General features: G+C 61.4%; 27 protein-coding genes. 9 read left to right on the top strand and 18 right to left on the bottom strand.

The window, feature by feature from the left end; all coding sequences use genetic code 11:
- Positions 1–183: 183 nt before the first annotated feature.
- Positions 184–1887, top strand: a complete 1704-nt coding sequence (locus tag BLR26_RS12685) for a glutamine--tRNA ligase/YqeY domain fusion protein (RefSeq protein ID WP_045194697.1) — start codon at positions 184–186, stop codon at positions 1885–1887.
- Between the two features lie 9 nt (positions 1888–1896).
- Complete coding sequence (cysS, locus tag BLR26_RS12690; protein WP_093381008.1) at positions 1897–3279, top strand: cysteine--tRNA ligase; 1383 nt, start codon at positions 1897–1899, stop codon at positions 3277–3279.
- 55 nt (positions 3280–3334) lie between these two features.
- Here the strand turns inward: cysS and BLR26_RS12695 are convergent, their stop codons facing one another.
- On the bottom strand, positions 3335–4723 hold the full coding sequence (locus BLR26_RS12695) for a sensor histidine kinase (protein WP_045194693.1): 1389 nt from the start codon (positions 4721–4723) through the stop codon (positions 3335–3337).
- A complete protein-coding gene (locus tag BLR26_RS12700; protein WP_045194691.1) occupies positions 4701–5381 on the bottom strand; it encodes a response regulator transcription factor in 681 nt (226 codons plus the stop codon). The genes BLR26_RS12695 and BLR26_RS12700 overlap by 23 nt, the downstream gene beginning before the upstream one ends.
- A 223-nt stretch (positions 5382–5604) precedes the next feature.
- Here BLR26_RS12700 and BLR26_RS27475 point away from each other — a divergent pair, with 223 nt between their 5' ends.
- Both BLR26_RS27475 and BLR26_RS12705 read left to right on the top strand, forming a co-directional pair.
- Positions 5605–5913, top strand: coding sequence for a transposase (locus BLR26_RS27475; protein ID WP_256326695.1), 309 nt, complete (start codon positions 5605–5607; stop codon positions 5911–5913).
- A gap of 8 nt (positions 5914–5921) precedes the next feature.
- Positions 5922–6752, top strand: a complete 831-nt coding sequence (locus BLR26_RS12705) for an IS3 family transposase (protein ID WP_256326769.1) — start codon at positions 5922–5924, stop codon at positions 6750–6752.
- Positions 6753–6835: 83 nt separating this feature from the next.
- Here the strand turns inward: BLR26_RS12705 and BLR26_RS12710 are convergent, their stop codons facing one another.
- Positions 6836–7855, bottom strand: a complete 1020-nt coding sequence (locus BLR26_RS12710; protein WP_093381010.1) for a branched-chain amino acid aminotransferase — start codon at positions 7853–7855, stop codon at positions 6836–6838.
- 131 nt (positions 7856–7986) lie between these two features.
- Entirely contained in the window at positions 7987–8622 is a 636-nt protein-coding gene (locus tag BLR26_RS12715; protein ID WP_045194687.1) for a LysE family translocator, read from the bottom strand.
- A gap of 133 nt (positions 8623–8755) precedes the next feature.
- On the opposite strand from BLR26_RS12715, the gene BLR26_RS12720 reads away from it, so the two are divergent.
- Complete coding sequence (locus BLR26_RS12720) at positions 8756–9256, top strand: Lrp/AsnC family transcriptional regulator (protein ID WP_045194685.1); 501 nt, start codon at positions 8756–8758, stop codon at positions 9254–9256.
- A 194-nt stretch (positions 9257–9450) separates the two neighbouring features.
- Entirely contained in the window at positions 9451–9981 is a 531-nt protein-coding gene (locus BLR26_RS12725) for a cysteine hydrolase family protein (protein ID WP_093387444.1), read from the top strand.
- Here BLR26_RS12725 and BLR26_RS12730 read toward each other — a convergent pair.
- From BLR26_RS12730 to BLR26_RS12795, 13 genes are all read right to left on the bottom strand, one after another.
- Positions 9958–11565, bottom strand: coding sequence for an ABC-F family ATP-binding cassette domain-containing protein (locus BLR26_RS12730; RefSeq protein ID WP_093381012.1), 1608 nt, complete (start codon positions 11563–11565; stop codon positions 9958–9960). The genes BLR26_RS12725 and BLR26_RS12730 overlap by 24 nt on opposite strands.
- 412 nt (positions 11566–11977) lie before the next feature.
- Entirely contained in the window at positions 11978–12226 is a 249-nt protein-coding gene (locus BLR26_RS12740) for a hypothetical protein (protein ID WP_093381016.1), read from the bottom strand.
- Positions 12227–12293: 67 nt separating this feature from the next.
- The gene (locus BLR26_RS12745) at positions 12294–12536 is read right to left on the bottom strand and encodes a hypothetical protein (RefSeq protein ID WP_093381018.1); all 243 of its coding nucleotides are present in this window, start codon (positions 12534–12536) and stop codon (positions 12294–12296) included.
- 176 nt (positions 12537–12712) lie between these two features.
- Entirely contained in the window at positions 12713–12955 is a 243-nt protein-coding gene (locus BLR26_RS12750; protein ID WP_093381020.1) for a hypothetical protein, read from the bottom strand.
- A 14-nt stretch (positions 12956–12969) separates the two neighbouring features.
- The gene (locus BLR26_RS12755; RefSeq protein WP_093381022.1) at positions 12970–13215 is read right to left on the bottom strand and encodes a hypothetical protein; all 246 of its coding nucleotides are present in this window, start codon (positions 13213–13215) and stop codon (positions 12970–12972) included.
- A gap of 69 nt (positions 13216–13284) precedes the next feature.
- Positions 13285–13524, bottom strand: coding sequence for a hypothetical protein (locus BLR26_RS12760; protein WP_093381024.1), 240 nt, complete (start codon positions 13522–13524; stop codon positions 13285–13287).
- Positions 13521–14012, bottom strand: coding sequence for a hypothetical protein (locus BLR26_RS12765; protein ID WP_093381027.1), 492 nt, complete (start codon positions 14010–14012; stop codon positions 13521–13523). Before BLR26_RS12765 ends, BLR26_RS12760 begins: the two co-directional genes overlap by 4 nt.
- Before the next feature lie 148 nt (positions 14013–14160).
- Positions 14161–14403: a hypothetical protein gene (locus tag BLR26_RS12770; RefSeq protein ID WP_093381029.1), complete on the bottom strand. Its 243-nt coding sequence runs from the start codon at positions 14401–14403 to the stop codon at positions 14161–14163.
- A gap of 12 nt (positions 14404–14415) precedes the next feature.
- Complete coding sequence (locus BLR26_RS12775; RefSeq protein ID WP_045194668.1) at positions 14416–14895, bottom strand: hypothetical protein; 480 nt, start codon at positions 14893–14895, stop codon at positions 14416–14418.
- Between the two features lie 118 nt (positions 14896–15013).
- Positions 15014–16402, bottom strand: coding sequence for a hypothetical protein (locus BLR26_RS12780; protein ID WP_093381032.1), 1389 nt, complete (start codon positions 16400–16402; stop codon positions 15014–15016).
- A gap of 21 nt (positions 16403–16423) precedes the next feature.
- Positions 16424–17281: an ammonia-dependent NAD(+) synthetase gene (nadE, locus tag BLR26_RS12785; protein ID WP_045194663.1), complete on the bottom strand. Its 858-nt coding sequence runs from the start codon at positions 17279–17281 to the stop codon at positions 16424–16426.
- 11 nt (positions 17282–17292) lie between these two features.
- Entirely contained in the window at positions 17293–18498 is a 1206-nt protein-coding gene (pncB, locus tag BLR26_RS12790) for a nicotinate phosphoribosyltransferase (protein ID WP_093381035.1), read from the bottom strand.
- A 2-nt stretch (positions 18499–18500) separates the two neighbouring features.
- Positions 18501–19145 (bottom strand): nicotinamidase, encoded by a 645-nt coding sequence (locus tag BLR26_RS12795; protein WP_093381037.1) that lies wholly within the window; start codon positions 19143–19145, stop codon positions 18501–18503.
- Between the two features lie 98 nt (positions 19146–19243).
- On the opposite strand from BLR26_RS12795, the gene BLR26_RS12800 reads away from it, so the two are divergent.
- From BLR26_RS12800 to BLR26_RS12810, 3 genes are read left to right on the top strand one after another with little or no spacing between them, the layout of a single operon-like run.
- Positions 19244–19804: an adenylyltransferase/cytidyltransferase family protein gene (locus BLR26_RS12800; protein ID WP_093381040.1), complete on the top strand. Its 561-nt coding sequence runs from the start codon at positions 19244–19246 to the stop codon at positions 19802–19804.
- A complete protein-coding gene (locus BLR26_RS12805) occupies positions 19801–20511 on the top strand; it encodes an NrtR DNA-binding winged helix domain-containing protein (protein WP_093381042.1) in 711 nt (236 codons plus the stop codon). Before BLR26_RS12800 ends, BLR26_RS12805 begins: the two co-directional genes overlap by 4 nt.
- Positions 20512–20536: 25 nt before the next feature.
- The gene (locus tag BLR26_RS12810) at positions 20537–21004 is read left to right on the top strand and encodes a GNAT family N-acetyltransferase (RefSeq protein WP_093381044.1); all 468 of its coding nucleotides are present in this window, start codon (positions 20537–20539) and stop codon (positions 21002–21004) included.
- A 148-nt stretch (positions 21005–21152) separates the two neighbouring features.
- Here the strand turns inward: BLR26_RS12810 and BLR26_RS12815 are convergent, their stop codons facing one another.
- A complete protein-coding gene (locus tag BLR26_RS12815) occupies positions 21153–21818 on the bottom strand; it encodes a hypothetical protein (protein WP_256326713.1) in 666 nt (221 codons plus the stop codon).
- Positions 21819–21886: the final 68 nt, after the last annotated feature.

The following is a 21886-nucleotide window of genomic DNA, read 5'->3' on the forward strand; positions in this document are numbered from 1 at the left end:
TGGTGTAGCTTCAAGCTTCAAGTGGCAAGCTGCAAGAAAAAGCGCACTGCGTTCGTCTTGGAGCGTGTTGCTTGTAGCTTGAAGCTGCTATTTGACCTGTCGGCAGCTCGACCGCTTCGGCTATGATAAGCGCTTTGATTCAGTCGGCCTACCCAGGCCGTGCACCCCGTATTCAAGGATCCTATGAGCAAGCCCACTGCCGACACCGCTCCCAACGCCGCTGCCAAAGGCGCTCCCGCCATCCCTGCGAACTTCCTGCGTCCGATCGTGCAGGCAGACCTGGACTCGGGCAAGCACAGCAGCATCGTCACCCGTTTCCCGCCAGAGCCCAACGGTTACCTGCACATCGGCCATGCCAAGTCGATCTGCGTGAACTTCGGTCTGGCCCAGGAATTCGGTGGGGCCTGTCACCTGCGTTTCGATGACACCAACCCGGCCAAAGAGGACCAGGAGTACATCGACGCGATCCAGAGCGACATCAAGTGGCTGGGCTTCGAGTGGACCGGCCCGGTGCGCTACGCTTCGCAATATTTCGACCAGTTGCACGACTGGGCGGTCGAGCTGATCAAGGCCGGCAAGGCCTACGTCTGCGACCTGACCCCGGAGCAGGCCAAGGAATACCGTGGCAACCTGACCACCCCTGGCCAGAACAGCCCGTTCCGCGAGCGCTCGGTTGCAGACAACCTCGACCTGTTCGCGCGCATGAAAGCCGGTGAGTTCAAGGATGGCGAGCGCGTGCTGCGGGCCAAGATCGACATGGCCTCGCCGAACATGAACCTGCGCGACCCGATCCTCTACCGCATTCGTCATGCCCATCACCACCAGACCGGTGATGCCTGGTGCATCTACCCCAACTACGACTTCACCCACGGTCAGTCGGATGCCATCGAAGGCATCACCCACTCGATCTGCACCCTCGAGTTCGAAGGCCATCGCCCGCTCTACGAGTGGTTCCTCGACAACCTGCCGGTACCGGCCAAGCCGCGCCAGTACGAGTTCAGCCGCCTGAACCTGAACTACACCATCACCAGCAAGCGCAAGCTCAAGCAACTGGTCGATGAGCAGCACGTCAACGGCTGGGACGACCCGCGCATGTCGACCCTGTCGGGTTTCCGCCGTCGCGGCTACACCCCGGCGTCGATCCGCAACTTCTGCGAAATGGTCGGTACCAACCGCTCCGACGGCGTGGTCGACATGTCGATGCTCGAATTCAGCATCCGTGACGACCTTGACCGCACCGCGCCACGCGCCATGTGCGTGCTGCGCCCGCTGAAAGTGGTCATTACCAATTACCCGGAAGGCCAGGTCGAGAACCTCGAACTGCCGCGCCACCCCAAAGAAGACATGGGCGTGCGCGCACTGCCATTCGCCCGCGAAATCTACATCGACCGCGACGACTTCATGGAAGAGCCGCCCAAGGGCTACAAGCGCCTGGAGCCGGCCGGTGAAGTGCGCCTGCGCGGCAGCTACGTGATCCGCGCCGACGAGGCGATCAAGGACGCTGACGGCAACATCGTCGAGCTGCGCTGCTCGTACGACCCCGACACCCTGGGCAAAAACCCTGAAGGCCGCAAGGTCAAGGGCGTGATCCACTGGGTGCCGGCCGCGGCCAGCGTCGAATGCGAAGTACGCCTGTACGACCGCCTGTTCCGCTCGGCCAACCCCGAGAAGACCGAAGATGGCGGCAACTTCCTTGACAACATCAATCCTGATTCGCTGCAGGTGCTGACGGGTTGTCGTGCGGAACCTTCCCTGGGCCAGGCCCAGCCAGAAGACCGCTTCCAGTTCGAGCGCGAAGGCTACTTCTGCGCCGACCTGAAAGACTCCCAGCCGGGTCGCCCGGTGTTCAACCGCACCGTGACCCTGCGCGATTCGTGGGGCAGCTAAGGAACTCTCGTGCTTACCATCTACAACACGCTCAGCAAGACCAAGGAAGTCTTCAAACCGCTTGAAGGCAACAAGGTGCGGATGTACGTCTGCGGCATGACCGTCTACGACTTCTGCCACCTGGGCCACGGGCGCAGCATGGTCGCCTTCGACCTGGTGACCCGCTGGCTGCGTTACAGCGGCTACGACCTGACCTATGTGCGCAACATTACCGACATCGATGACAAGATCATCAACCGGGCCAACGAAAACGGCGAAAGCTTCGACGCCCTGACCGCCCGCATGATCGACGCGATGCACGAAGACGAGCGCCGCCTGAACATCCTGCCGCCGGACCAGGAGCCGCGTGCCACCGACCATATCGCCGGCATGCACGCGATGATCCAGACCCTGATCGACAAGGGCTATGCCTACGCGCCGGGCAACGGCGACGTGTACTACCGGGTCGGCAAGTTCGTCGGCTACGGCAAGCTGTCGCGCAAGAAGATCGAAGACCTGCGCATCGGCGCCCGCATCGAGGTCGACGAAGCCAAGCAGGACCCGCTCGACTTCGTCCTCTGGAAGGGCGTCAAGCCCGGCGAGCCGAGCTGGGAATCGCCCTGGGGCGCGGGCCGTCCGGGCTGGCACATCGAGTGCTCGGTGATGTCCACCTGCTGCCTGGGCGAGAGCTTCGACATCCACGGTGGTGGCAACGACCTGGAGTTCCCGCACCACGAGAACGAAATCGCCCAGAGCGAGGCCGCCACCGGCAAGCAATACGCCAATTCGTGGATGCACTGCGGCATGATTCGCATCAATGGCGAGAAGATGTCCAAGTCCTTGAACAACTTCTTCACCATTCGCGACGTGCTCGACAAGTATCACCCGGAGGTGGTGCGCTACCTGCTGGTGTCGAGCCACTACCGCAGCTCGATCAACTACTCCGAAGACAGCCTGCGCGAGTCCAAGGGTGCCCTCGAGCGCTTCTACCACGCCCTGCGCGGCTTGCCACGGGTGGCGGCTGCAGGTGGCGAGGAGTACGTCGAGCGCTTCACCGCGGCGATGAACGACGACTTCGGCACCCCTGAAGCCTGCGCCGTGCTGTTCGACCTGGTGCGCGAGATCAACCGCTTGCGCGAGAACGATCCACAGGCCGCTGCCGGCCTGGCCGGTCGCCTGCGCGAACTGGGTGATCTGCTCGGTGTGCTGCAACTGGACGCCGATGACTTCCTGCGTGCCGGCGCCGAAGGCAAGGTCAATGCTGCCGAGGTTGAAGCCTTGATCCAGGCACGCCTGCAAGCGCGTGCCGACAAGAACTGGGCCGAATCCGACCGCATCCGCGACCAGCTGACCGCCATGGGCGTGGTGCTGGAAGACGGCAAGGGCGGTACCACCTGGCGCCTGGCCGACTAAGCAATCGCGGGGCAAGCCGCTCCTTGTAGGAGCGGGCTTGCCCCGCGATGAGGCCCTAACTGACTACACCCGTCCTGCAGTGCAACACCAGTTTCGCCCCACCCAGCTCACTCTCGCCGACCTCCAGTTCAAAGCCATGCAGGTCAACGATCGCCGCCACAATCGACAGGCCCAGCCCGAACCCCGGGTGACGCTGGCCTTCCTCACTGCGATAAAAGCGCTTCAACACCGCCCCACGCTCGTCCACGGGAATCCCCGGGCCGCTGTCGTGCACCTCGATATGCAGGCCCTTGGCATCGCTCAACGCGCGCATCAGTACCTGGCCCTGGGCCGGGGTGAACTTGATCGCGTTGCCGACCAGGTTGGCCAGCGCCTCGAACAGCAACTCGCGATCACCGTGCAGCGCCGGCAATTGCTCGGGCATTTCCAGCGTTAGTCCAATCTCGCCGTCTTCGGCCAGCGGCAGGTAGAAGTCGTGCAGCTCCTGCAGCAGCCCGTGCGGGTCAAGCTCGACAAACCCGGCGCGGCGCTGGCGGTCTTCCAGCTCGCTGATGCGCAGCAACCCGCGAAAGCGCGCCATCAGCGTGTCGGTTTCGCCAATCGCCTGTTCCAGTGCTTCGGCCTGCGGCGAATCATCGCCGGCCTGCTGGCGGATGCGGTAGAGCTGGGCGCGCAGGCGGGTCAGCGGGGTGCGCAGGTCGTGGGCGATGTTGTCACAGACGCCTTTGACTTCATGCATCAGGCGCTCGATGCGGTCGAGCATGGCGTTGACGATGGCCGCCAGCATGTCCAGCTCGTCGCGCCGCGCCGACAACGGCAGGCGGCGGGTCAGGTCGCCGGAAACAATCTGCTCGGCGCTGGCCTGGATCGCGCGGATACGCTTGAGCGGCCTGCGCCGCAGCAGGTACCAGCCGGCGATGCCGGGAATGATGGTCAGCGACAGGCCCCAGAGCAGGGCGTGGAGGATGATCCGGGTGACCACGAACAGCGAGCCGTTGTCGCGCACCAGCACCAGCCAGCGGCCATCGCGGACCTTGATCGCCACTGCATCGCAGCTGTCACGGGGCAGGTGCGGGTCGTCGGCGTCCAGGCAGCGGCTCAGTTCGTGGATCTTGCCGTCCAGGCCGAGTTCGGGCGGGATCTGGCGAACCTGCCCGCCGAGCGCATTGAACTGCGCGTCGAACAGCCCATAGGCATCAAAACTGCGCTCTTCGAAGGCCTGGCTGGCAATCAGCGCATCATCGAGCTGCTTGCCGCTCATGTGCGCGAACAGGTGCTGGCGCTGCAGCAGGGAGTGGCGGGTGAGCTTGTTCAGGTAGCCTGATACCTCGAAGTACAGCACCCCCATGAGGATGCTGCTCCAGGCCACGAACAGAAAGCTGTACAGCGCCAGCAGGCGGCTGGTGGACGAGCTCCAGCCCTTAGACGGGTTCGGCAATGGCATAGCCCGAGCCCCGCACGGTGCGAATCAGCGGTGTCTGGCCGGCGGCGTCGATCTTCTTGCGCAAGCGTCCGATGTGCACGTCGATCAGGTTGGTGCCCGGGTCGAAGTGATAGCCCCAGACTTCCTCGAAAATCATCATCCGGGTAATCACCTGGCCAGCGTGACGCATGAGAAATTCCAGCAGCTTGTACTCGGTGGGCAGCAGGTTGAGGGTCTGCTCGCCGCGCTTGGCCTCGTGGCTGATCAAATCCAGCTCAAGGTCGGCAACCTGCAGGCGGGTCTGCGCCAGCGGCACGCTGTTGCGGCGCAACAGCACCTCGACGCGGGCGGCCATTTCATCGGAGGCGAACGGCTTGGTCAGGTAGTCATCACCGCCGGCGCGCAGGCCACGGACCCGTTCGTCGACATCCGAAAGGGCGCTGATCATCAGGATCGGCGTGGCGATCTTCAGGGTGCGCAGGGTGGTGACGATGGTCAGGCCGTCGACTTCCGGCAGCATCCGGTCCAGGGTGATCAGGTCGTAGCCACCGGCAATCGCCTTGGCCAGGCCTTCACGGCCGTTGTCGGCCCAATCCACTTCCAGGCCATGGCTGGAAAGCTCGGCGACGATCTCCTGGGCGGTGACAGCGTCGTCTTCGATAGTCAGTACGCGGGGCATGCTTTTACCTGGGCGGCGGGTAGAGACTTGATTGTGCCAAAGAATAGGCGGTGCCCGGGTTAAAGAAAAATTCATCTAGGGGGGAGAGCATCGCGGGTCAAGTCGGATCGCCGCACCGCCGCTCCCACAGGATTTGCGATCACCTGTGGGAGCGGGCTTGAACTGGCCTAATGATCCCGGACACCTCTTAAGGGCGATATGATTCGCCCAACCAGGAGGTTCCATGCAAGAACGAAAGACTTATACCCGCGAGTTCAAGCAACGTGCTGCAAGCATGGTTCTTGACGACAACTGCTCGGTTCCCGACGTCTGCGCATCAATGGACGTCGGCCCCACAGCTCTGCGCCGCTGGGTAGACCAGGTTCGTAAAGAGCGTCAGAAAGGGCAACCAGTGCCAGGCACCAAGGCAATTAGCGATGAGCAGCGGGAGCTCCAGCAGTTACGCGCCAAGATCAAGCGTTTAGAGACCGAGGCCGAAATCCTAAAAAAGGCTACCGCTCTCTTGATGTCGGATCCCGATCGTTTTTCCTGATCGAGGAGCTGAGAGAGTCAGGCTCGTATCCGACCAGCCAGCTTTGCAGCGCTCTGGGCGTTTCCCGCAGTGCGTTTTATGACTGGCTTGATCGCCGCTCGGTACCCAATACCGAGCGTGATGTGCTCAGGGCAAAGGTCGTGCAACTACATGCTGAAAGCAGGGGAAGTGCCGGTGCGAGAATGATTTCTCAGTATTTGAAGGCCCAGCAGCTAAAGGTTGGAAGGTATCTAGCTGGAAGACTTATGGCGGAGGCGAACCTGACCAGCAGGCAGCGCCGTCGCCACCAGTATCGCTCCAGAGGTGTAGAGGCATTTGTGGCCAAGAATGTCCTTGAACGTAACTTCCAGCCCACGGCAACCAATCAGGTGTGGTGCGGTGACGTAACCAGCCTGATGATTGGGAAGCGCTGGTATCACTTGGCCGTGGTCATTGACCTGTTCGCCCGTCGGGTCATTGGCTGGGCATTTTCTCTGATCAATGATGCCCATCTGGTCAGCAAGGCCTTGGGCATGGCGGTAGAAGTACGAGGCAAATATGCGGGCTTGATGTTTCATTCGGATCAAGGCTGCCAATACACCAGCCAACGCTTCCAATCCGAACTGCTTGAGCATGGCATAACCCAAAGCATGAGCCGCAGAGGCCAATGCTGGGACAACGCACCAACGGAGCGCTTATTTGGCACGCTCAAATCAGAATGGGTGCCCGCCAAGGGCTATGCAACGATCGAAGAAGCCAGACAGGATATGACCAGCTTCTTCTTGCGCTACAACCAAATCAGGCTCCATAGCTACAACAACTATCTGTCGCCAATAGCAATGGAGCAGTTGGCAGCTTGATCACCGTAATCGGTGTCCGGTAAAACTTGACCAGAACAGCTTGACCCGCGATCCGCTTTGGCCCGCGATGGCGGTTCAGCGCATCAGGCGACCTTGACGATCCAGCCCGCCGGGCCTTCGATGTCGCCGCTCTGGATACCGGTCAGCTCGTTGTAGAGCTTCTGGGTAACCGGGCCAACCTCGGTTTCGCTGTAGAACACGTGCAGCTTGTCGCCATACTGGATGCCGCCGATCGGGGTGATCACCGCAGCGGTGCCGCAAGCGCCGGCTTCGACGAAGCGGTCCAGGTTGTTGATCAGCACGTCGCCTTCGATGACCTTCAGGCCCAGGCGCGATTGCGCCAGTTCCATCAGCGACAGGCGGGTAATGCCCGGCAGCACGGAGGCTGACTTCGGCGTGATGAACTCGTTGTTGGCGGTGATGCCGAAGAAGTTGGCCGAGCCGACTTCCTCGATCTTGGTGTGGGTCAGCGGGTCAAGGTAGATGCAGTCGGCAAAGCCCGCTTGCTTGGCCTTGTAGCCCGGTTGCAGGCTGGCCGCGTAGTTGCCGCCGACCTTGGCAGCGCCGGTGCCTTGTGGCGCGGCGCGGTCGTAGTCGGAAATCAGGAACTTGTGCGGGGTCATGCCGCCCTTGAAGTACGAGCCGACCGGGATGGCGAAGATCGAGAAGATGAACTCCGGCGCGGTCCGCACGCCGATGTTGTCGCCCACGCCGATGACGAACGGACGCAGGTACAGCGCACCTTTGCCATACGGCGGAATGAAACGCTCGTTGGCCTTGACCACTTGCTTGCAGGCGTCGATGAACTGTTCGGTCGGCACCTGCGGCATCAGCAGGCGGTCGCAGCTGCGCTGCATGCGCAGGGCGTTCTGGTCCGGGCGGAACAGGTTGATCGAGCCGTCCTTGCAGCGGTAGGCCTTCATCCCCTCGAAGCATTGCTGGCCATAATGCAGCGCGGTCGAGCCTTCGCTGATGTGCAGCTGGTTGTCTTCGGTCAGGGTGCCCTTGTCCCACTCGCCGTTACGGAAATAGGACAGGTAGCGCTTGTCGGTCTTGATGTAGTCGAAGCCCAGCTTGTCCCAGTTAATGCTTTCGTTACTCATGGCACCCTCGATTCGGTTGCAGATGCCTGCTCAGGCAGGCGGTTCTTATTGCGCACTCGGCCACGATAATACATCCCGTGCAGATCGGGAACGCCCAGTCATAGATTGGACCTTGGTCGCAGTGAAAATCTTCAGCCACCGAGCTGGCGCAGCAGTGCCAGACGCATGCCGAAGCCGATCAGCAGGGTGCCGAACACGCGGTTCTGCAGTTTCTGCTTCCAGGGGCTGGCGGCCAGCCAGCGCCCCAGGCGATCGCCACTCAGGGCATAGAGCCCGTCAAAACCCAGGCCGACCACCACCAGCACCGTGCCGAGCACGGCAAACTGCTGGCCGACCGCAGCGCCGTGCGGGTCGATGAACTGCGGCAACAGCACCGAGCAGAACAGCAGCGCCTTGGGGTTGAGCAGGTTGGTCAACAGGCCCTGGCGCAATGCCGCCTGCCAGTGCCCGCGCTGCTGCACCCCGCTGTGACGCGGCGGCAGCGGCGCAACCGGGGCGCAGAGCAATTGCCAGCCGAGCCAGGCCAGGTAAATACCGCCGGCAATGCTCAGCAGGTCAAACGCCCAGGGGTGGCTGCGTAGCAGGGCGGCCAGGCCCAATGCCGCCAGGCTTACGTGCGCCGCGCGGGCCAGGGCCAGGCCCAAGGCGGTCACCAGGGCCTGGCGCTTGCCCTGGCTGGCGCCGGTATTAAGCAGCAGGAACATGTCCGGGCCGGGCACCAGGTAGACCACCAGCAAGGCGGCGCAAAACAGGCTGTATTGAGACATGACGGGCTCCTGCGCAAATAACGGGACGAGAAAATTCTAAGCGCGAAAGGCCTGGCAGGTGCTTGCGATTGTTGCGTGTTTGCCCAGGTGTATTGCTATAAACTGCCACGATCTACCGCTCAGAATTAAGATCATGCCAAAACTCACCCTCGACGCTTTTGATCGCAAGATTCTCGAAGCTTTGCAGCGCAATGCCCGCCTGAGCAATGTCGAGCTGGCTGAAGCCATTGGCCTGTCGCCGTCGCCGTGCCTGCGCCGGGTGCGTCTGCTGGAAGAGGCGGGGCTGATCAAGGGCTACGCCGCGCAACTGGACCGCGATGAAGTCGGCCTGGGCCTGACCGTGTTCGTCGGGGTCAAGGTCGAGCGCCACCACGAGCCAGCCGCCCAGGCCTTTCAGCAGGCGGTGCTGGCGCTACCGCAGGTAATTGCCGCGCACCTGGTGTCCGGCGAGTCGGACTTCCTTTTGCAAGTGGTGGTGCCGGACCTGCGCAGCTACGAGCGCTTTCTCATCGACACCTTGCTCAAATTGCCCGGCGTCAGCGATATCCGCAGCAACTTCGCCATCCAGACCGTCAAGGCGCACGGGCCGTTGCCGCTGGATCACCTGGGCCTGGCCGAGGAAAACAAGCGTTGACCGCTGCCTGGCCCGGGCGCATTATCGAGCTATGAAGATTTGCCTGCTGACCTCGTCGCGTACCACTACCACCGCCATACGCGGGGCGGGTACGGCTGCATAACCTTAGGCAGCAGGTAATCCAAGGCCCCGCCAGCAATGGACGGGGCCTTGTCTTTTCTCCGTCCGGGCTGGCCAATCACACGGAGATGAAGATGCAAGCAAAACGCGCACTGCTGGTCCTGGATATGCAAGTGGGTTTGTTCCACGGCCCCGAACAACCCTGGCAGGGTGAGCAGGTGCTCAACCGGATCAACAGCCTGATCGGCGCTGCGCATAACGCCCAGGCAGCGGTTTTTGCGGTTCGCCACACCGGGCCCGAAGGTTCGCCGATTGCCGCCGGCAGCCCCGCGTGGCAGTTGTTGCCGGCCCTGGCGATTGATCCCGCACGCGACACGGTCTTCGATAAAACCCGGCCCAGTGCCTTCTTTGCTACCACGCTGGCCGATCAACTGCGTGAAGCCGCTATCGATGAACTGGTCATCGTCGGCCTCAAGACCCAGTACTGCGTCGACACCAACTGCCGGGTTGCCCGCGAGCTTGGCTTCAACGTCGTACTGGTCAGTGATGCCCACACCTGCATGGACACCCCAGGCTTGCCCGCCGAGGCGATCATCGCCCACCACAACCTGACCCTGGGCGGCGCCTTTGCCCGCCTGCAATCAAGCGCGGATGTGCAGTTCTGAGCCCTCGCCCAGTTGCAGGTAGCCGTCCAGCTCTAGTTGCTGCATGAACACCCGGTCGTGGGACGCAACCAGCAAGGTCCCACGATACTGGCGCAGCATCGCTTCAAGGGCAGCGAGGGAGGGCAGGTCGAGGTGGTTGCTCGGCTCGTCAAGCAACAGCAGGCCCACCGGGGTGTCGCGGTACAGCACCCCGGCCAGGGTTGCCTTGAGCCGTTCGCCGCCGCTGAGCACGCCGCTGGGCAAACTGATGCGCTCGGCGCCCAGGCCCAGTTGCGCCAGGCGCGTACGCAGCAGGCTTTCATCCGGGTTGGCGCTGGCGCTGCGCAGGTAATCGAGCACCGATTGCCCGGCGGGCAGCAGGCTGCAGTGCTGGTCGAGCAAGGCGACTTCGCTGCGTACTTCACACGTCCCCGCGGCCGGCGCCAATTGCCCGGCCAGTACCTTGAGCAAGGTGGATTTACCGCTGCCATTGGCGCCGACCAGGCCCAGGCGTTCGCCGCTATACAGGCTGAGATCGACCAGGCCTTGGTGGGCGAAGGGTAATTGCAGGTCTTGAAATACGACTACCTGACTGCCGCTCGGTTGTAGCGGCGCGGGCGCATGGATCACGATCGGGCTGGCAGATTCAACCTGCTGCGCCGCATCGCGCACCTGTGCGTTAAGCGCCTGGCGCGCCGCCTGATGATCACGCTGCTGCTTGCCAGCGGTGGTTTCGCTGCGTTGCTGCTGGCGGTCGAGAAGGATCTTCGCCTGGTTGGCCGAACGCGCAGCCTTGCTGGCGCGCGACTGCTGGCGCTGCAGGCGCTCGCGCTGTTGCTGTAGCTCGCGGGCCTGGCGCTGGCGTTCGAGCTTGAGGCGTTCCAGGGTGCGTTCGGCCTGCTCGGTCTGCGCGCTTTTGCACTGGGCGTAGACGCTGTAATTGCCGCCGTAACTGCTCAGGCCCAGGGGCGAGAGTTCGACGATGCGTTCCATGCGCTCAAGCAGCGCGCGGTCATGACTGATCACCAGCAGGCCCTTGTTCCAGCCCTCGAGCAGGGTCATCAGCGCCTCCCGGCTGGTGGCGTCCAGATGGTTGCTGGGTTCGTCGAGGATCAGGTAATCGGCATCACTGACAAAGGCCCCGAGCAGCGCCACGCGCATCGCCTGGCCACCGCTCAGCGCCGCTGCACAGTGCGTCCAGTTCAGTTGCCCCAGGCCATGCAGATCAAGCTGCGCCTGCAGGCGTTCGCGAATGTCCCAGCGCTCGCCGACGCAATCGAAGTCCGCGTCTTGGGTGCTGCCGGCCTCGATGCGCAGCAAGGCATCGATCACCTCGCGTACCTGAGCCAGGTCCGCCACCGTGGCATCGGCATCGGCCAGATGCTGACCCACATAGTGCACCCGGCCACGACGCAGGCAGCGGCCTTCGCTGGGCGGCAAGCGCCCGGCCAAAACTTGCGCCAGCAACGACTTGCCCACGCCATTGCGACCGACCAGGCCGGTGCGGCGCTGGTCGAAGGTCTCGACAAGATCGGAAAACAAAAGCCGGCCATCCGGCAAGGCCAGGGTGACGCTGTCCAGCGTCAGGATCGACGTATTCGTCATGCAAAACTCCAAGAAATGCCCGCGACGTCCCCCGCAAAGGGGCTGAAGACTGGCCGTCGCAAAGACGGCGGCATTAATGGCGCATTGGACGAATACCTCGGGGAGATGGGGGAGGGGACAGCTTAGGGCGCAGAGCGGTGCGGGTAAAGAGCCATTTAGTCCAGGTGGTCAAACCTGCGACGCCTGAAGAATAAACTGGAGCCGGAACCTGAGATGAGCAATGACACCAGCCAGATGTCCAGTCCGTACCAGTATGTGTCAGGGAATGCGAACAGACCATAAGTGCCGCCCGCCCAAAGCGAAATCCCCAGCCACTTTCTGATCGGGTAAGGTTTCAGGCAGTGGTCCACCACGGACATCAGGATCATTGCGAAGCACATTTGTGTAATTGCAGACATGGCTTACACCCTGCTCAGGCCCAGCGTTCGGGATTGAATCGGTGGCGCCTGAAGAACAACTCCAGCCCACCGACAACGGCAAAGAGTGAAACGAGGTGCAAGTCAAAGCCAAGCCAATGGCTTTCGGTCAGCGTTAACCTGCCAAGCAAGCCGCCACCCAGGAAGGTAAGACCGAGCCATTTTCGTGGCCTGTAGGGCTTGATCAGACGGTCTATGAGGATGAAAAACGCCAGGACGAGGAAGAATTGATTGGACTCTGACATGGTCTTTTTTAACCTTGACTCTCACAGATGGCGACGTCGGCAAAAGACCCGCCTAGAAGATATTCATTCATCCGTCGGGTTGAAACTTGCGGCGTCCCTTAACCAGAGTCATGCCCGTGAACAATACGAACAAAGGGAACAGTTTCAGATTCAACTCATGCCAATAGAGGCCGCCGGGCACAAATTGCAACGTAACGGCGGCTGTCATCAGTGCCAGGCCCAGCCATTTGCGGAGTAAATAGGGTTTCAGGCAATGATCCATAAATGCAATCAGGATCAGTGCGTAGCACAGCTGGGTAACGTCAGACATGGGCAGCACTCAAGCGTCCTCATCGAATCGGTTGCGCCTGAAGAGCAACTCCAAGCTAGCAATCATGCCGACGCCAAACAATACGACGCCACAACGTTTTCTTAGCCGATAAGGCTTGATGAGGAAATACAGGAGGTAAAACACAACCAGAAGGATGGTGTATTGAAGATACTCACTCATTCGTCAGGTTGAAACTTGCGGCGTCCGATGATCAGCGTCGTACCTGCGCAGAATACGAGTATTGGCACTAGGAACAGATCCATTGCCTCCCAAGAGCTGCCACCCGGTTTGAACAGTAAAGTAATACCGGCGGCCCATAGGAACAACCCTAGCCATTTACGAATCAGGTAGGGCTTCAGGCAGTGATCCAGAAAGGCGATGATGATCAACGCGTAACATAGCTGGGTAACTTCAGACATGATGTGTGCTCTGCTCAGTCATCGTCTTCGTGGCGGTTGCGTCTGAAGAACAACTCAAGTCCTCCGACAATTGCAAAAAGCGAAACCAGATACAGATCAAAGCCGCCCCAGTAACTTTTTTCGCTCAGCGTGACTCTACCCAGCAGGCCGCCCATCAAGAATATCAAGCTTAGCCATTTTCGTAATTTCGAGGGTTTGAGCAGGCGCTCAATCAGTGCGAAGAATACGAAGGCGATAAAAATTTGACCGAATTCCGTCATGTGTTTTCAGCCTTGATTCTTGATGGTCACTGAGGAAGTTGTTCGTTGGGTCCGATGAGGTCAATTAAGTCAACCCTGTTCGAGATACTTGCGTCGCGTCATGAAGAGCGCGCCGCCGGCTCCTGATATGCAGATGGCGATGAATTCGATATCCAATGAACCTGCCCGGGCAGGGAGCAGGTAGCTGGCAATCGTGCCGCCGAAAAACAGTACGATGCCACAGCGCTTTCGTAGACGATAAGGTTTGACTAAGAAGTACAGCAGGTAAAATAGAGTCAAGAGGATTGTGTACTGAAGATACTCATTCATGGGGCCAGACCTGCGGTCGGTATGATTATCGAATCAGTTGAAAATTGTGGGCCGATGCCCCCGTCGACACGAGCCTCAATGCTTATGATCAGGTCCCCTGTGTGATAGGTACGTAATGAGCCGCTTACAAAAAAACGGGTCAAGATTGCCACCGGAATGGTGAAAGCGGGTCCGGCAAGCATTGCAATCCTGCTGGCGCTGGAACTAGAAGCGTTGGAAACTTGGTGACGTTGTTCGTTAAGGATATCGCCCTGCACGCGAGTCAGTGGTCTTGAAATTCTAATGGTCATGGTGCAGGCGCGACTACGTGCTTGCATCCTGTCATAAATCGCGACTGTTCTTTGAATAACTTCATAGTTCCCGTTTTTCGCTTCGGGAAAGTGAAGTTCTCGCAGCTGTCCGCGATCACCCTCCGTAACAATGAACTTGGAAACATGGAAAACTATTCCGTGAGGACCGGAGTACTCATAAATTTTTTCGATCTGCACAACAACCTTCCCTGTGTAATACAGACGCGCCAGGCGCACCTCATCGACGTGCAGGGAAAGATGCCCAAATCAATTTCGGGCGTATGTCGTACTACTCCGGTATCAAGGTAGGACCGATCCCAAATTAGCGATCAGCCCCAGGAAACGCTCAGCCAACCGGCGCAAACCGACGACGTTTGAGGAACAGCCCTACACCCAAGGCGACGGCGAAGATCGACAGCAGCCCCAGGTCGGCCCCCAGCAGGCGGGCCTGGCTTGCCGCTACGCAGCCGACCGCGCCAGCGGCCACCAGCGCCAGGCCCAGCCACTTGCGCAGCGGGTAGGGCTTGAGAAAGCGATCAAGCAAAAAGAACAGCACCAGGGCCAGAACCAGCTGGGTAATCTCGGACATGTGCGGCTCCACTCAGGTCTTGATGATCAGGGTCGAAATGGTGCTTTGCGGGCCGATGCCGCCGTTGACCCGCGCTTCAATGCTGACCAGCACGTCGCCGGCATGGTAGGTGGGCAGGATTTCGTTGGCGTACATGCGCACACCGGCACCCACCGGGACGCCGACATAGGGCGAGGCGACGGAACTGGCGGCGCCGGCGAAGGCCGAGGCGGCGAGGTTGGCGACCTTGGTGCGCTGGGCATTGAGCACGTCGCCCTGCTGGCGGGTCAACGGCTTGGAGATGCCGATCATCATGGTGCACGGCAGGTTCTTGGCGAGCATCTTGTCGTAGACCTCGACCACCTTGCTGTTCACTTCATAGTGAGCGCTTTTCGCTTCGCCAAAATGCAGCTCACGCAGGCGCCCGCGTTCGCTGTCGGTGAGGGTGATCTGCGAGACGTTGAAGACGATCCCGTGTTGGCCCATGTATTGGAAAGTCCCTTCGAACTTCATTGCACGCATCCTTTCGAGGCAAAGGCGGCGATTCTGTACAAGGATCGCCGTCGGTGCAAATCATTGTGCCAGGGTTGTGATCAACTCGTGCCTTGGAGGTGAGAGGGCCCCAAGGGGTTCACTTCACCGTCTGCAGACGCAGGTCGCTGTAGTAAAAGGCGTTCTTGTCGGTGCTGGCATTGAAGAAGTAGCCGTAGTCTTCCAGGTAGAACAGGTGATTCACGCGTTTGTACTCGTCACCCTTTACGCTGCAGTCGAGTGCCTTGGCATTGCCACTCAAGCTGGCGTTGAGGGTGTTGGCCGGCAGTTGCTGTTGCACGGTGCACTCGGTGATCTTCAGATCCTTGTCGTACTGGCCAATCACGCTGTTGTTGGTCACACCTTGCTGTGAATAGCTGAGTTTGCTGCCCACCGCCATGGTCTTCCAGTCACCCTTGAAGCTCAGGCTGGTCAGCGCGCTGCTTTCACTCATGCCGGTAAAGTCGCTTTTGCTTACCAGCGGGATCAATCCGCGCCAGGTGACCTTTTGCGCCTCATAGCCTTTGCCACGCAGGATCAGCACTTGCTGGCGGCTGTTGGCATCGACGGAGAGAAAGTGCTCTTCGCGCATGGGCGACGTCTTGCCTTTCATGGTCGAGCTGCCGACGGTTTCCAGGTAGGTTAGCGGCTGCACCGGCGTGGGCAGTTGCAGGCGCTCGAGGGCGACCATCACCGACGGGCTGACCGGCGGCATCACCCCGGTGACGATCGGTGCCTTGAAGCGCGGGCTGAACGGCGCCAGTTGCGCGAGTTTGTCCGGCGTTGCGCAGGCCAGATCGTACAGCGCCTGGTAATCGGCGTTGCTGCCAGCCACAGGCGCGGGCTTGGGCAGTGACGGGACCATGCCGTCGGTGACCCGGTTGTCGGCATCGACATCGTAGCCGGCCAGCAGGGTGTAGGTGCCGGTGCTGCAGTTGAAGCGGTGATGCTCACGCTTTTGCGCGTAGGGGGCGTTGTACGGCAGGTCGAGGAGGATGCTCGGCTGGTCGAAGGCGGCCCACAGGCTGACCTCGTCGCCGATTTTGGCGATGCTGTTGCGCTCGACCAGCACCCATGGCTCGCCCTCTTCACCGTTAAGCTTGCGCCAGTCGGGCTTTGCTTGAGCCTTGCAGGCCTGGGCGAAGCTGGGGTTGTTCAGCAGGGTGGCATGGTAGCGAGCCGGCATCGGCTGCGGTGGGGCATAGCCGCTGGTGCTTTTGAAGTAGGCACGCTGGTCGGCGTCCAGGTACATGATCGCCACGTTCGGCTCGATGCACGAGGCTTCGAGCTGGAAACTGCGATCACTCAGGCCGTTGTTGGCCGGTACCTTGATCTGGAAACTCAGCACATCGCCTTCGCGATACAAACTGTTGGCCGACAGCGGCTGGGCGAGCATGTTGCCGATGTACTGGTCGAGGCTGTCCTTGGAAGGCGTCGCGCAGCCCGTGAGGGTCGCGGCTGCCAGTGTGGTGATGATCAGACGTTGCACAACAAGCTCCGGTGAGTCCATTCAAGGTGGCGGCATTGTAGCGAAACTTGTCTTGGGTGCCTTGGGCAATTCGCGCTTGTGCCGGGTCTTGTCGTAGGCACTGATGATGGTTGTGGCCACGGCGTCATCGACCTCTTCGCCGTGCAAAAAGGCATCGATCTGCGCGTAGCTGACGCCGTAGACCTGCTCGTCGGCCAGGCCCGGGCGTAACTCTTCAAGGTCGGCGGTCGGCACCTTGTGTACCAGGTGTTCAGGCGCACCGAGGGCGGCGGCGATGGCCCGCACCTGGCCTTTGCCCAGCCCGCTCAGCGGCGCCAGGTCGCAGGCGCCGTCACCGAACTTGGTGAAAAAACCCATCACCGCTTCGGCGCCATGGTCGGTGCCGATTACCAGGCCATGGCGGGCATTGGCCAGGGTGTACTGAGCGAGCATGCGCAGGCGTGCCTTGACGTTGCCGAGGACAAAATCCCGCTGGCTGTCAGCCAGTGTGGCCAGTTGCGGCAGTTGCCCGGCCAGGCCCTGAACGCCATCGGCAATGTTCACCGTCACGCACTCATCGGCGCCGACAAAGGCCAGGGCCGCCTGGGCATCGGGCTCGTCATGCTGGGTGTTGTGCGGCAGGCGCATGGCGATGAAGCGGTAGCCGTTGTCGGCCTGTTCGCTGCGCAATTGCTCGACCGCCAACTGCGCCAGGCGCCCGGCGGTGGACGAGTCGACGCCGCCACTGATGCCCAGCACCAGCACTTTCAGGCGCGCTTCGAGCAGGGTCTGCTTGATGAAGTCGATGCGCTGGCGGATCTCACTCGCCACTGCCGCACCGTCTGCGAAGGGCGCCACCACGCCCAGGGCCTGGGCAATCTCGATCTGACGACTGTTCATGTGCTGCTCCTTCACTGGCCTTCGACCTTGAACACGTGCTTGAGGTAGCTGACGAAGTTCTCGTCGCGGCATTGGGTCTTGCCCGGGCTGTCGGAGATCTTCGCCACCGGCGCGCCGTTGCAGGCGGTCATCTTGATCACGATGTTCATCGGCTCAACACCTGAAATGTCGCAGGTCAGGTTGGTGCCGATGCCGAAGCTGACGTTGATCCGCGGGCTGAGCTCGCGGTACAGGTGCAGGGTCTTGGCGAAGTTCAGACCATCGGAAAACACCAGGGTTTTGCTCTTGGGGTCGATACCGAGTTTTTCGTAGTGGGCGATGGCCTTGTTGGCCCAGAGCAACGGGTCGCCGGAGTCGTGGCGCAGGCCGTCGAACAGCTTGGCAAAGTACAGGTCGCAGTCCTTGAGGAAGGCGTCCATGCCGATGCAATCGGTCAGGGCGATGCCCAGCAACCCGCGGTATTCCTTGACCCAGCATTCCAGCGCGGCGACCTGGCTGTCGATCAGCCGCGGGCCCAGTTGCTGGTGGGCCATGAACCATTCGTGGGCCATGGTGCCGATCGGCTTGATGTCCAGCTCGCGGGCCAGGTGCACGTTGCTGGTGCCGACAAAACGCCCCGGGAAGTCCTGCTTGAGGGTGTGTACCACGTGCTCCTGGACCCGGTAGGAAAAGCGCCGGCGGGTGCCGAAATCAGCCAGTTGCAGGCCGGCCAGTTCTGCTGGCGAAGCCTCGGCCTTGAGCCAGTCGAGTTTCTGGTACAGGCGCTCGCCGACCTGCTCCATCACCACTTCGCGGTAGCGGTAGCGGTTGCGCACCTCCGAGACGATTGCCAGCAACGGGATCTCGTAGAGGATCACGTGCAGCCAGGGTCCGCGCAGGCGGATTGCCAGTTGTCCGGCGTCATCGATGCCAACGTGCACGTAGCGCAGGTTGAAGCGGAACAGGCTGAGAAAGCGGATGAAGTCCGGCTTGATGAAGGGGATGCGCCCCAGGTACGCCAGTTGATCCTGAGTGATCGAGACCTCGGCCAGTTGCTCGATCTGGTAGCGGATCTCGGCCAGGTACGGGGTCAGGTCTTCGCTGTTGCGGCAGCGGAACTCCCATTCCACCTCGGCGTTGGGGTAGTTGTGCAGTACCGCCTGCATCATGGTGATTTTGTAGAAGTCGGTGTCCAGCAGGTTCTGGATGATGCTTGGGCCGAAGACGCTCTCGCTCATGTTCATGCTCCCTTGAATGCGTTCAGTTGCTGGTCGAGGCTGGCGAGGTCGGCGCAGGCGATCACGCCGTGCCCGGTCATCTCGGCCAGGGCCTCGGCGCCGCCCTGGGCACAAATCGCCCGGCACGCCGGTTGATAGAGAAACACCTGCAAGCCTGCAGCCTGCAATTGCAGGGCGGTGTTCTTGACGCAGAAATCCAGGGCCAGGCCGCCGACGATCACCGCCTGCACGCCATGCACCTTGAGGTATTCGATGACTCCGGTGGAGCGGCGGTTGGCCAGGTCGTGGTAGCAGGCGCCGTAAGGGTGCAGGTCGGGCTCGATGCCTTTCCACACGAAAAAGTCGTAGTCGATCGGCGCGGGCAGGCCGGCCAGCAGCTCGAAGCCCGGCGTGCCCGGTACGCAGTGGCTGACCCAGGTCAGGTCGGCGTTGGCCATGCCCAGCGGCTGCAGCATCTCGGCGTGGCTGCCGACCACCCAGGCGGCTTTTGGCGTGTGCGCATCCTTGCTGCCGATGCGCAGGCTGGCGCGTTCGGCCATGGCGTTGAGGGCCGGGGCGATCTCGGCGCCGCCGGGTACCGGTAACTCATTGGGGGCGTTGTCGGTGAAGCCGTTCTGGGCGTCGACATCGAAGCTGGCGATTTTCATGCGGTGCCTCCTGCGCTGGGTGTGGACACATAATTCACTAGGTGTAATATGTATGTCAACCGCTTTTTCTTTTTACAAGCAATCATGGTGGATATAGTATGCATAGTGAAATATATGAGTCGGCTCCGGTACGGTTTCGCCTGGCGGTCTACGGTGGGGCCTTTGACCCGCCGCACCCCGGGCATTTGAGCGTGATCACCCGGGCGCTGCAGTGGGCCGAGCAGGTGCTCGTGGTGCCCAGTTACCGGCATGCCCATGGCAAGCGCATGGTCGACTTCGACCTGCGCTGGCGCTGGTTGCAACGGCTGATCGCGCGCCTGGATAACCCGCGGGTCAGTTGCTCGGCGGTGGAGCGAGAGCTGGGCGGCGAGGGCGGGGCGGTGTACAGCTATGATTTGCTCTGTGCCTTGAGCGAGCGCAGCGGTATTGCCCGCGCTGATATCGCCCTGGTCATCGGCGAGGATAACCAGGCCAATGTCGCGGGCTTTTACCGAGGCCAGGAACTGCTGGCGGACTTCGGCCTGCTGGTAGCCGAGGAGCAACTGGGCGTGCACAGCTCGGCGATCCGCGCCGGCCTGCGCAGTGGCCAGGCGCTGCCGGCGGCCTGGTGCCTGGCCGACATCGTTGACGAGTTTGAGGTGTATAGGAGTCCACAGTGAGTGCTGCAGAAGTACTGGCCAGCGTCGACATCGTCGCGTTGCGCCTGCATCCCGAAAGCAAACAGCTGCAAGTGTTGCTGTACCGGCGCGAGCGCGCGCCCCACGAAGGTGAATGGGCGCTGCCGGGGGTGATCGTCAACGGCCGCACCCCGGACAACACCCTGGCGGCCGCGGCGGACCGGGCGATGAGCGAAAAAGCGCGGATTTTGCCGCGTCACCTGGAACAGGTGGGCACCGAAGGCAATGCCTTTCGCGACCCGCGCGGCTGGTCGATGAGCACCTACTACCTGGCCTTGCTGGGCCCGCAGGTCGAGGCCGGCAGCGAGCAGCTGTGCTTTGTCGACGTCGCCAGCGTCATCGGCCGCAAGCGGGTACTGCCGTTCGACCACAACCTGCTGGTGCAACTGGCCTGCGAGCGCCTGGCCTCCAAGGCGGTGTACACCAACCTGCCGCTGTACCTGGCGCCGGAGCGATTCACCGTGCTCGATGCCTTGAACGCGGTGCAGGCTTGCCTGGGTCACCCGGTCAACAACACCTCCCTGCGCAAGCGCCTGGAGCGCATGAAGGACGAAGGCTGGATTCGCGACACCGGCGAAAAGAACTTCCCGAAAATGGGCCGGCCGCAGCAACTGTTCGAACACACGCCAAAAGCCGAGACGCCGTTCGTGTTTGACCGTAGCCTGTTGCCCGAGCGCTCTGGCGCCTGAGCCAAAATACAAAAAAGGACATCACATGCCGAACCTGGAATGGCTTGAACAGCACATGCAGCACTGCGACACCTTCGCTGAGCGGCTGTACCGGCAATTCAGCTACGAATACGCCGGTATCCCGCTCAAGCAATGGCAGCGCGAGTTTGCCGAGGGCCAGCGCAATGGCGACTGGCAATGCCTGGTGGCGCTGCAAGACGGCCGCTTGCTTGGCGGTGCCGCGCTGGCTCGCGACGACTTGCCCGGGCGCCCGGAGCTTGGGCCCTGGCTTGCGTGTGTGCTGGTTGAACCGCAAGCGCGCGGGCAAGGCCTGGCGGAAAAACTGATTGAAGGAATCTGCCAGCAGGCCCGGGAGCGCGGCGTGGCCACCCTGTACCTGCACACCCATGACCAGAGCGCGTACTACGCCAAACGCGGCTGGAGCGTGCGCGAGCAGTTCGAGGCGTGGGGCAAGGCGCAGTGGTTGATGTCGCGGGAGTTGCTTGGCCAGTAGGCCCTTAGGCTTTGTACGAAAAGTGCCTGCGCGACGATCATGCTGCGTTGAAAACAGGCTCGGAATGCTCATTTACAACTCGTAAACTCCGCTTCCTCGCCTGTTTTCGCCTTGCCTGATCGCCGCTCGGCGACTTTTCGTACAAACCCTAGCTTCGCAGGTAGTTGTCGTGTAGGTCTTTGAGTGGCCGAGCAACCTTCAGCGCCTGCTCAACCGCCATGAGCTCCCGACCTTCCAGCGTGCGCCGGCCAAACGAATAGAAAGCGCCGCCCGGGTCGACATGCGCCGAGAACAGCCCGAAAACCTCATCGCCTGTCACCTCGAGCAGCAGTTCCATATGCGCTTCAAACGGCGTGCAGGCACTCAGGTAGATCAGCCCCCCGACCACCGCGCTGGCACTCCAGCAGGCTTCCTCCAGGGCAATGATCGGCCCTTGTTCAGTAGCGATTTGCCCCAGCGACCAGGCGCTCTGCTCGTGTGGCAGCGACCTGAGCATGGGCAGTAGTTGCTCGCTACCAAGGATGTCGAGTTCATGGCTGTCGCCCCTGCTGCAGAGCACCTTTGCCTTGAGCAAGTAGCTCTGGGCAATTTCCGAAGGCTGCTCGCTCCAGCCATTGACGGCGGACAGCGGCGGGCACCATAGCAGTTGCACGGTCTCGCCAGCCTGCACAGCATCGTGCCGGTCGAACTGCGCCCAGGTCTTGTCGCCGGCTTTCGGCACAAGGGCCTGCAGGTCGAGGGTCAGCGCGCTGTAGTCAATGCCGGGCACGTTGCGCCAGCTTGAGGGCCAGCAGGTTTTCAGCGCAGGAGGCATCAGATCGGTTTGCTGGTTGGCCAAGGGTAGTACGGATGCTAGTGAGTGGTTAGCATTGCTGTCCACTT

It is taken from the genome of Pseudomonas sp. UC 17F4 (assembly GCF_900101695.1).
GTDB lineage: Bacteria > Pseudomonadota > Gammaproteobacteria > Pseudomonadales > Pseudomonadaceae > Aquipseudomonas.

Bases quoted from the DNA above. Each gene is read 5' to 3' on its own strand.
- BLR26_RS12685 (WP_045194697.1), top strand. From the start codon at position 184: ATGAGCAAGCCCACTGCCGACACCGCTCCCAACGCCGCTGCCAAAGGC.
- BLR26_RS12695 (WP_045194693.1), bottom strand. From the start codon at position 4,723: ATGCCATTGCCGAACCCGTCTAAGGGCTGGAGCTCGTCCACCAGCCGC.
- BLR26_RS12700 (WP_045194691.1), bottom strand. From the start codon at position 5,381: ATGCCCCGCGTACTGACTATCGAAGACGACGCTGTCACCGCCCAGGAG.
- BLR26_RS27475 (WP_256326695.1), top strand. From the start codon at position 5,605: ATGCAAGAACGAAAGACTTATACCCGCGAGTTCAAGCAACGTGCTGCA.
- BLR26_RS12710 (WP_093381010.1), bottom strand. From the start codon at position 7,855: ATGAGTAACGAAAGCATTAACTGGGACAAGCTGGGCTTCGACTACATC.
- BLR26_RS12715 (WP_045194687.1), bottom strand. From the start codon at position 8,622: ATGTCTCAATACAGCCTGTTTTGCGCCGCCTTGCTGGTGGTCTACCTG.
- BLR26_RS12720 (WP_045194685.1), top strand. From the start codon at position 8,756: ATGCCAAAACTCACCCTCGACGCTTTTGATCGCAAGATTCTCGAAGCT.
- BLR26_RS12725 (WP_093387444.1), top strand. From the start codon at position 9,451: ATGCAAGCAAAACGCGCACTGCTGGTCCTGGATATGCAAGTGGGTTTG.
- BLR26_RS12730 (WP_093381012.1), bottom strand. From the start codon at position 11,565: ATGACGAATACGTCGATCCTGACGCTGGACAGCGTCACCCTGGCCTTG.
- BLR26_RS12740 (WP_093381016.1), bottom strand. From the start codon at position 12,226: ATGTCAGAGTCCAATCAATTCTTCCTCGTCCTGGCGTTTTTCATCCTC.
- BLR26_RS12745 (WP_093381018.1), bottom strand. From the start codon at position 12,536: ATGTCTGACGTTACCCAGCTGTGCTACGCACTGATCCTGATTGCATTT.
- BLR26_RS12750 (WP_093381020.1), bottom strand. From the start codon at position 12,955: ATGTCTGAAGTTACCCAGCTATGTTACGCGTTGATCATCATCGCCTTT.
- BLR26_RS12755 (WP_093381022.1), bottom strand. From the start codon at position 13,215: ATGACGGAATTCGGTCAAATTTTTATCGCCTTCGTATTCTTCGCACTG.
- BLR26_RS12760 (WP_093381024.1), bottom strand. From the start codon at position 13,524: ATGAATGAGTATCTTCAGTACACAATCCTCTTGACTCTATTTTACCTG.
- BLR26_RS12770 (WP_093381029.1), bottom strand. From the start codon at position 14,403: ATGTCCGAGATTACCCAGCTGGTTCTGGCCCTGGTGCTGTTCTTTTTG.
- BLR26_RS12775 (WP_045194668.1), bottom strand. From the start codon at position 14,895: ATGAAGTTCGAAGGGACTTTCCAATACATGGGCCAACACGGGATCGTC.
- nadE (WP_045194663.1), bottom strand. From the start codon at position 17,281: ATGAACAGTCGTCAGATCGAGATTGCCCAGGCCCTGGGCGTGGTGGCG.
- pncB (WP_093381035.1), bottom strand. From the start codon at position 18,498: ATGAGCGAGAGCGTCTTCGGCCCAAGCATCATCCAGAACCTGCTGGAC.
- BLR26_RS12795 (WP_093381037.1), bottom strand. From the start codon at position 19,145: ATGAAAATCGCCAGCTTCGATGTCGACGCCCAGAACGGCTTCACCGAC.
- BLR26_RS12800 (WP_093381040.1), top strand. From the start codon at position 19,244: ATGCATAGTGAAATATATGAGTCGGCTCCGGTACGGTTTCGCCTGGCG.
- BLR26_RS12810 (WP_093381044.1), top strand. From the start codon at position 20,537: ATGCCGAACCTGGAATGGCTTGAACAGCACATGCAGCACTGCGACACC.
- BLR26_RS12815 (WP_256326713.1), bottom strand. From the start codon at position 21,818: ATGCCTCCTGCGCTGAAAACCTGCTGGCCCTCAAGCTGGCGCAACGTG.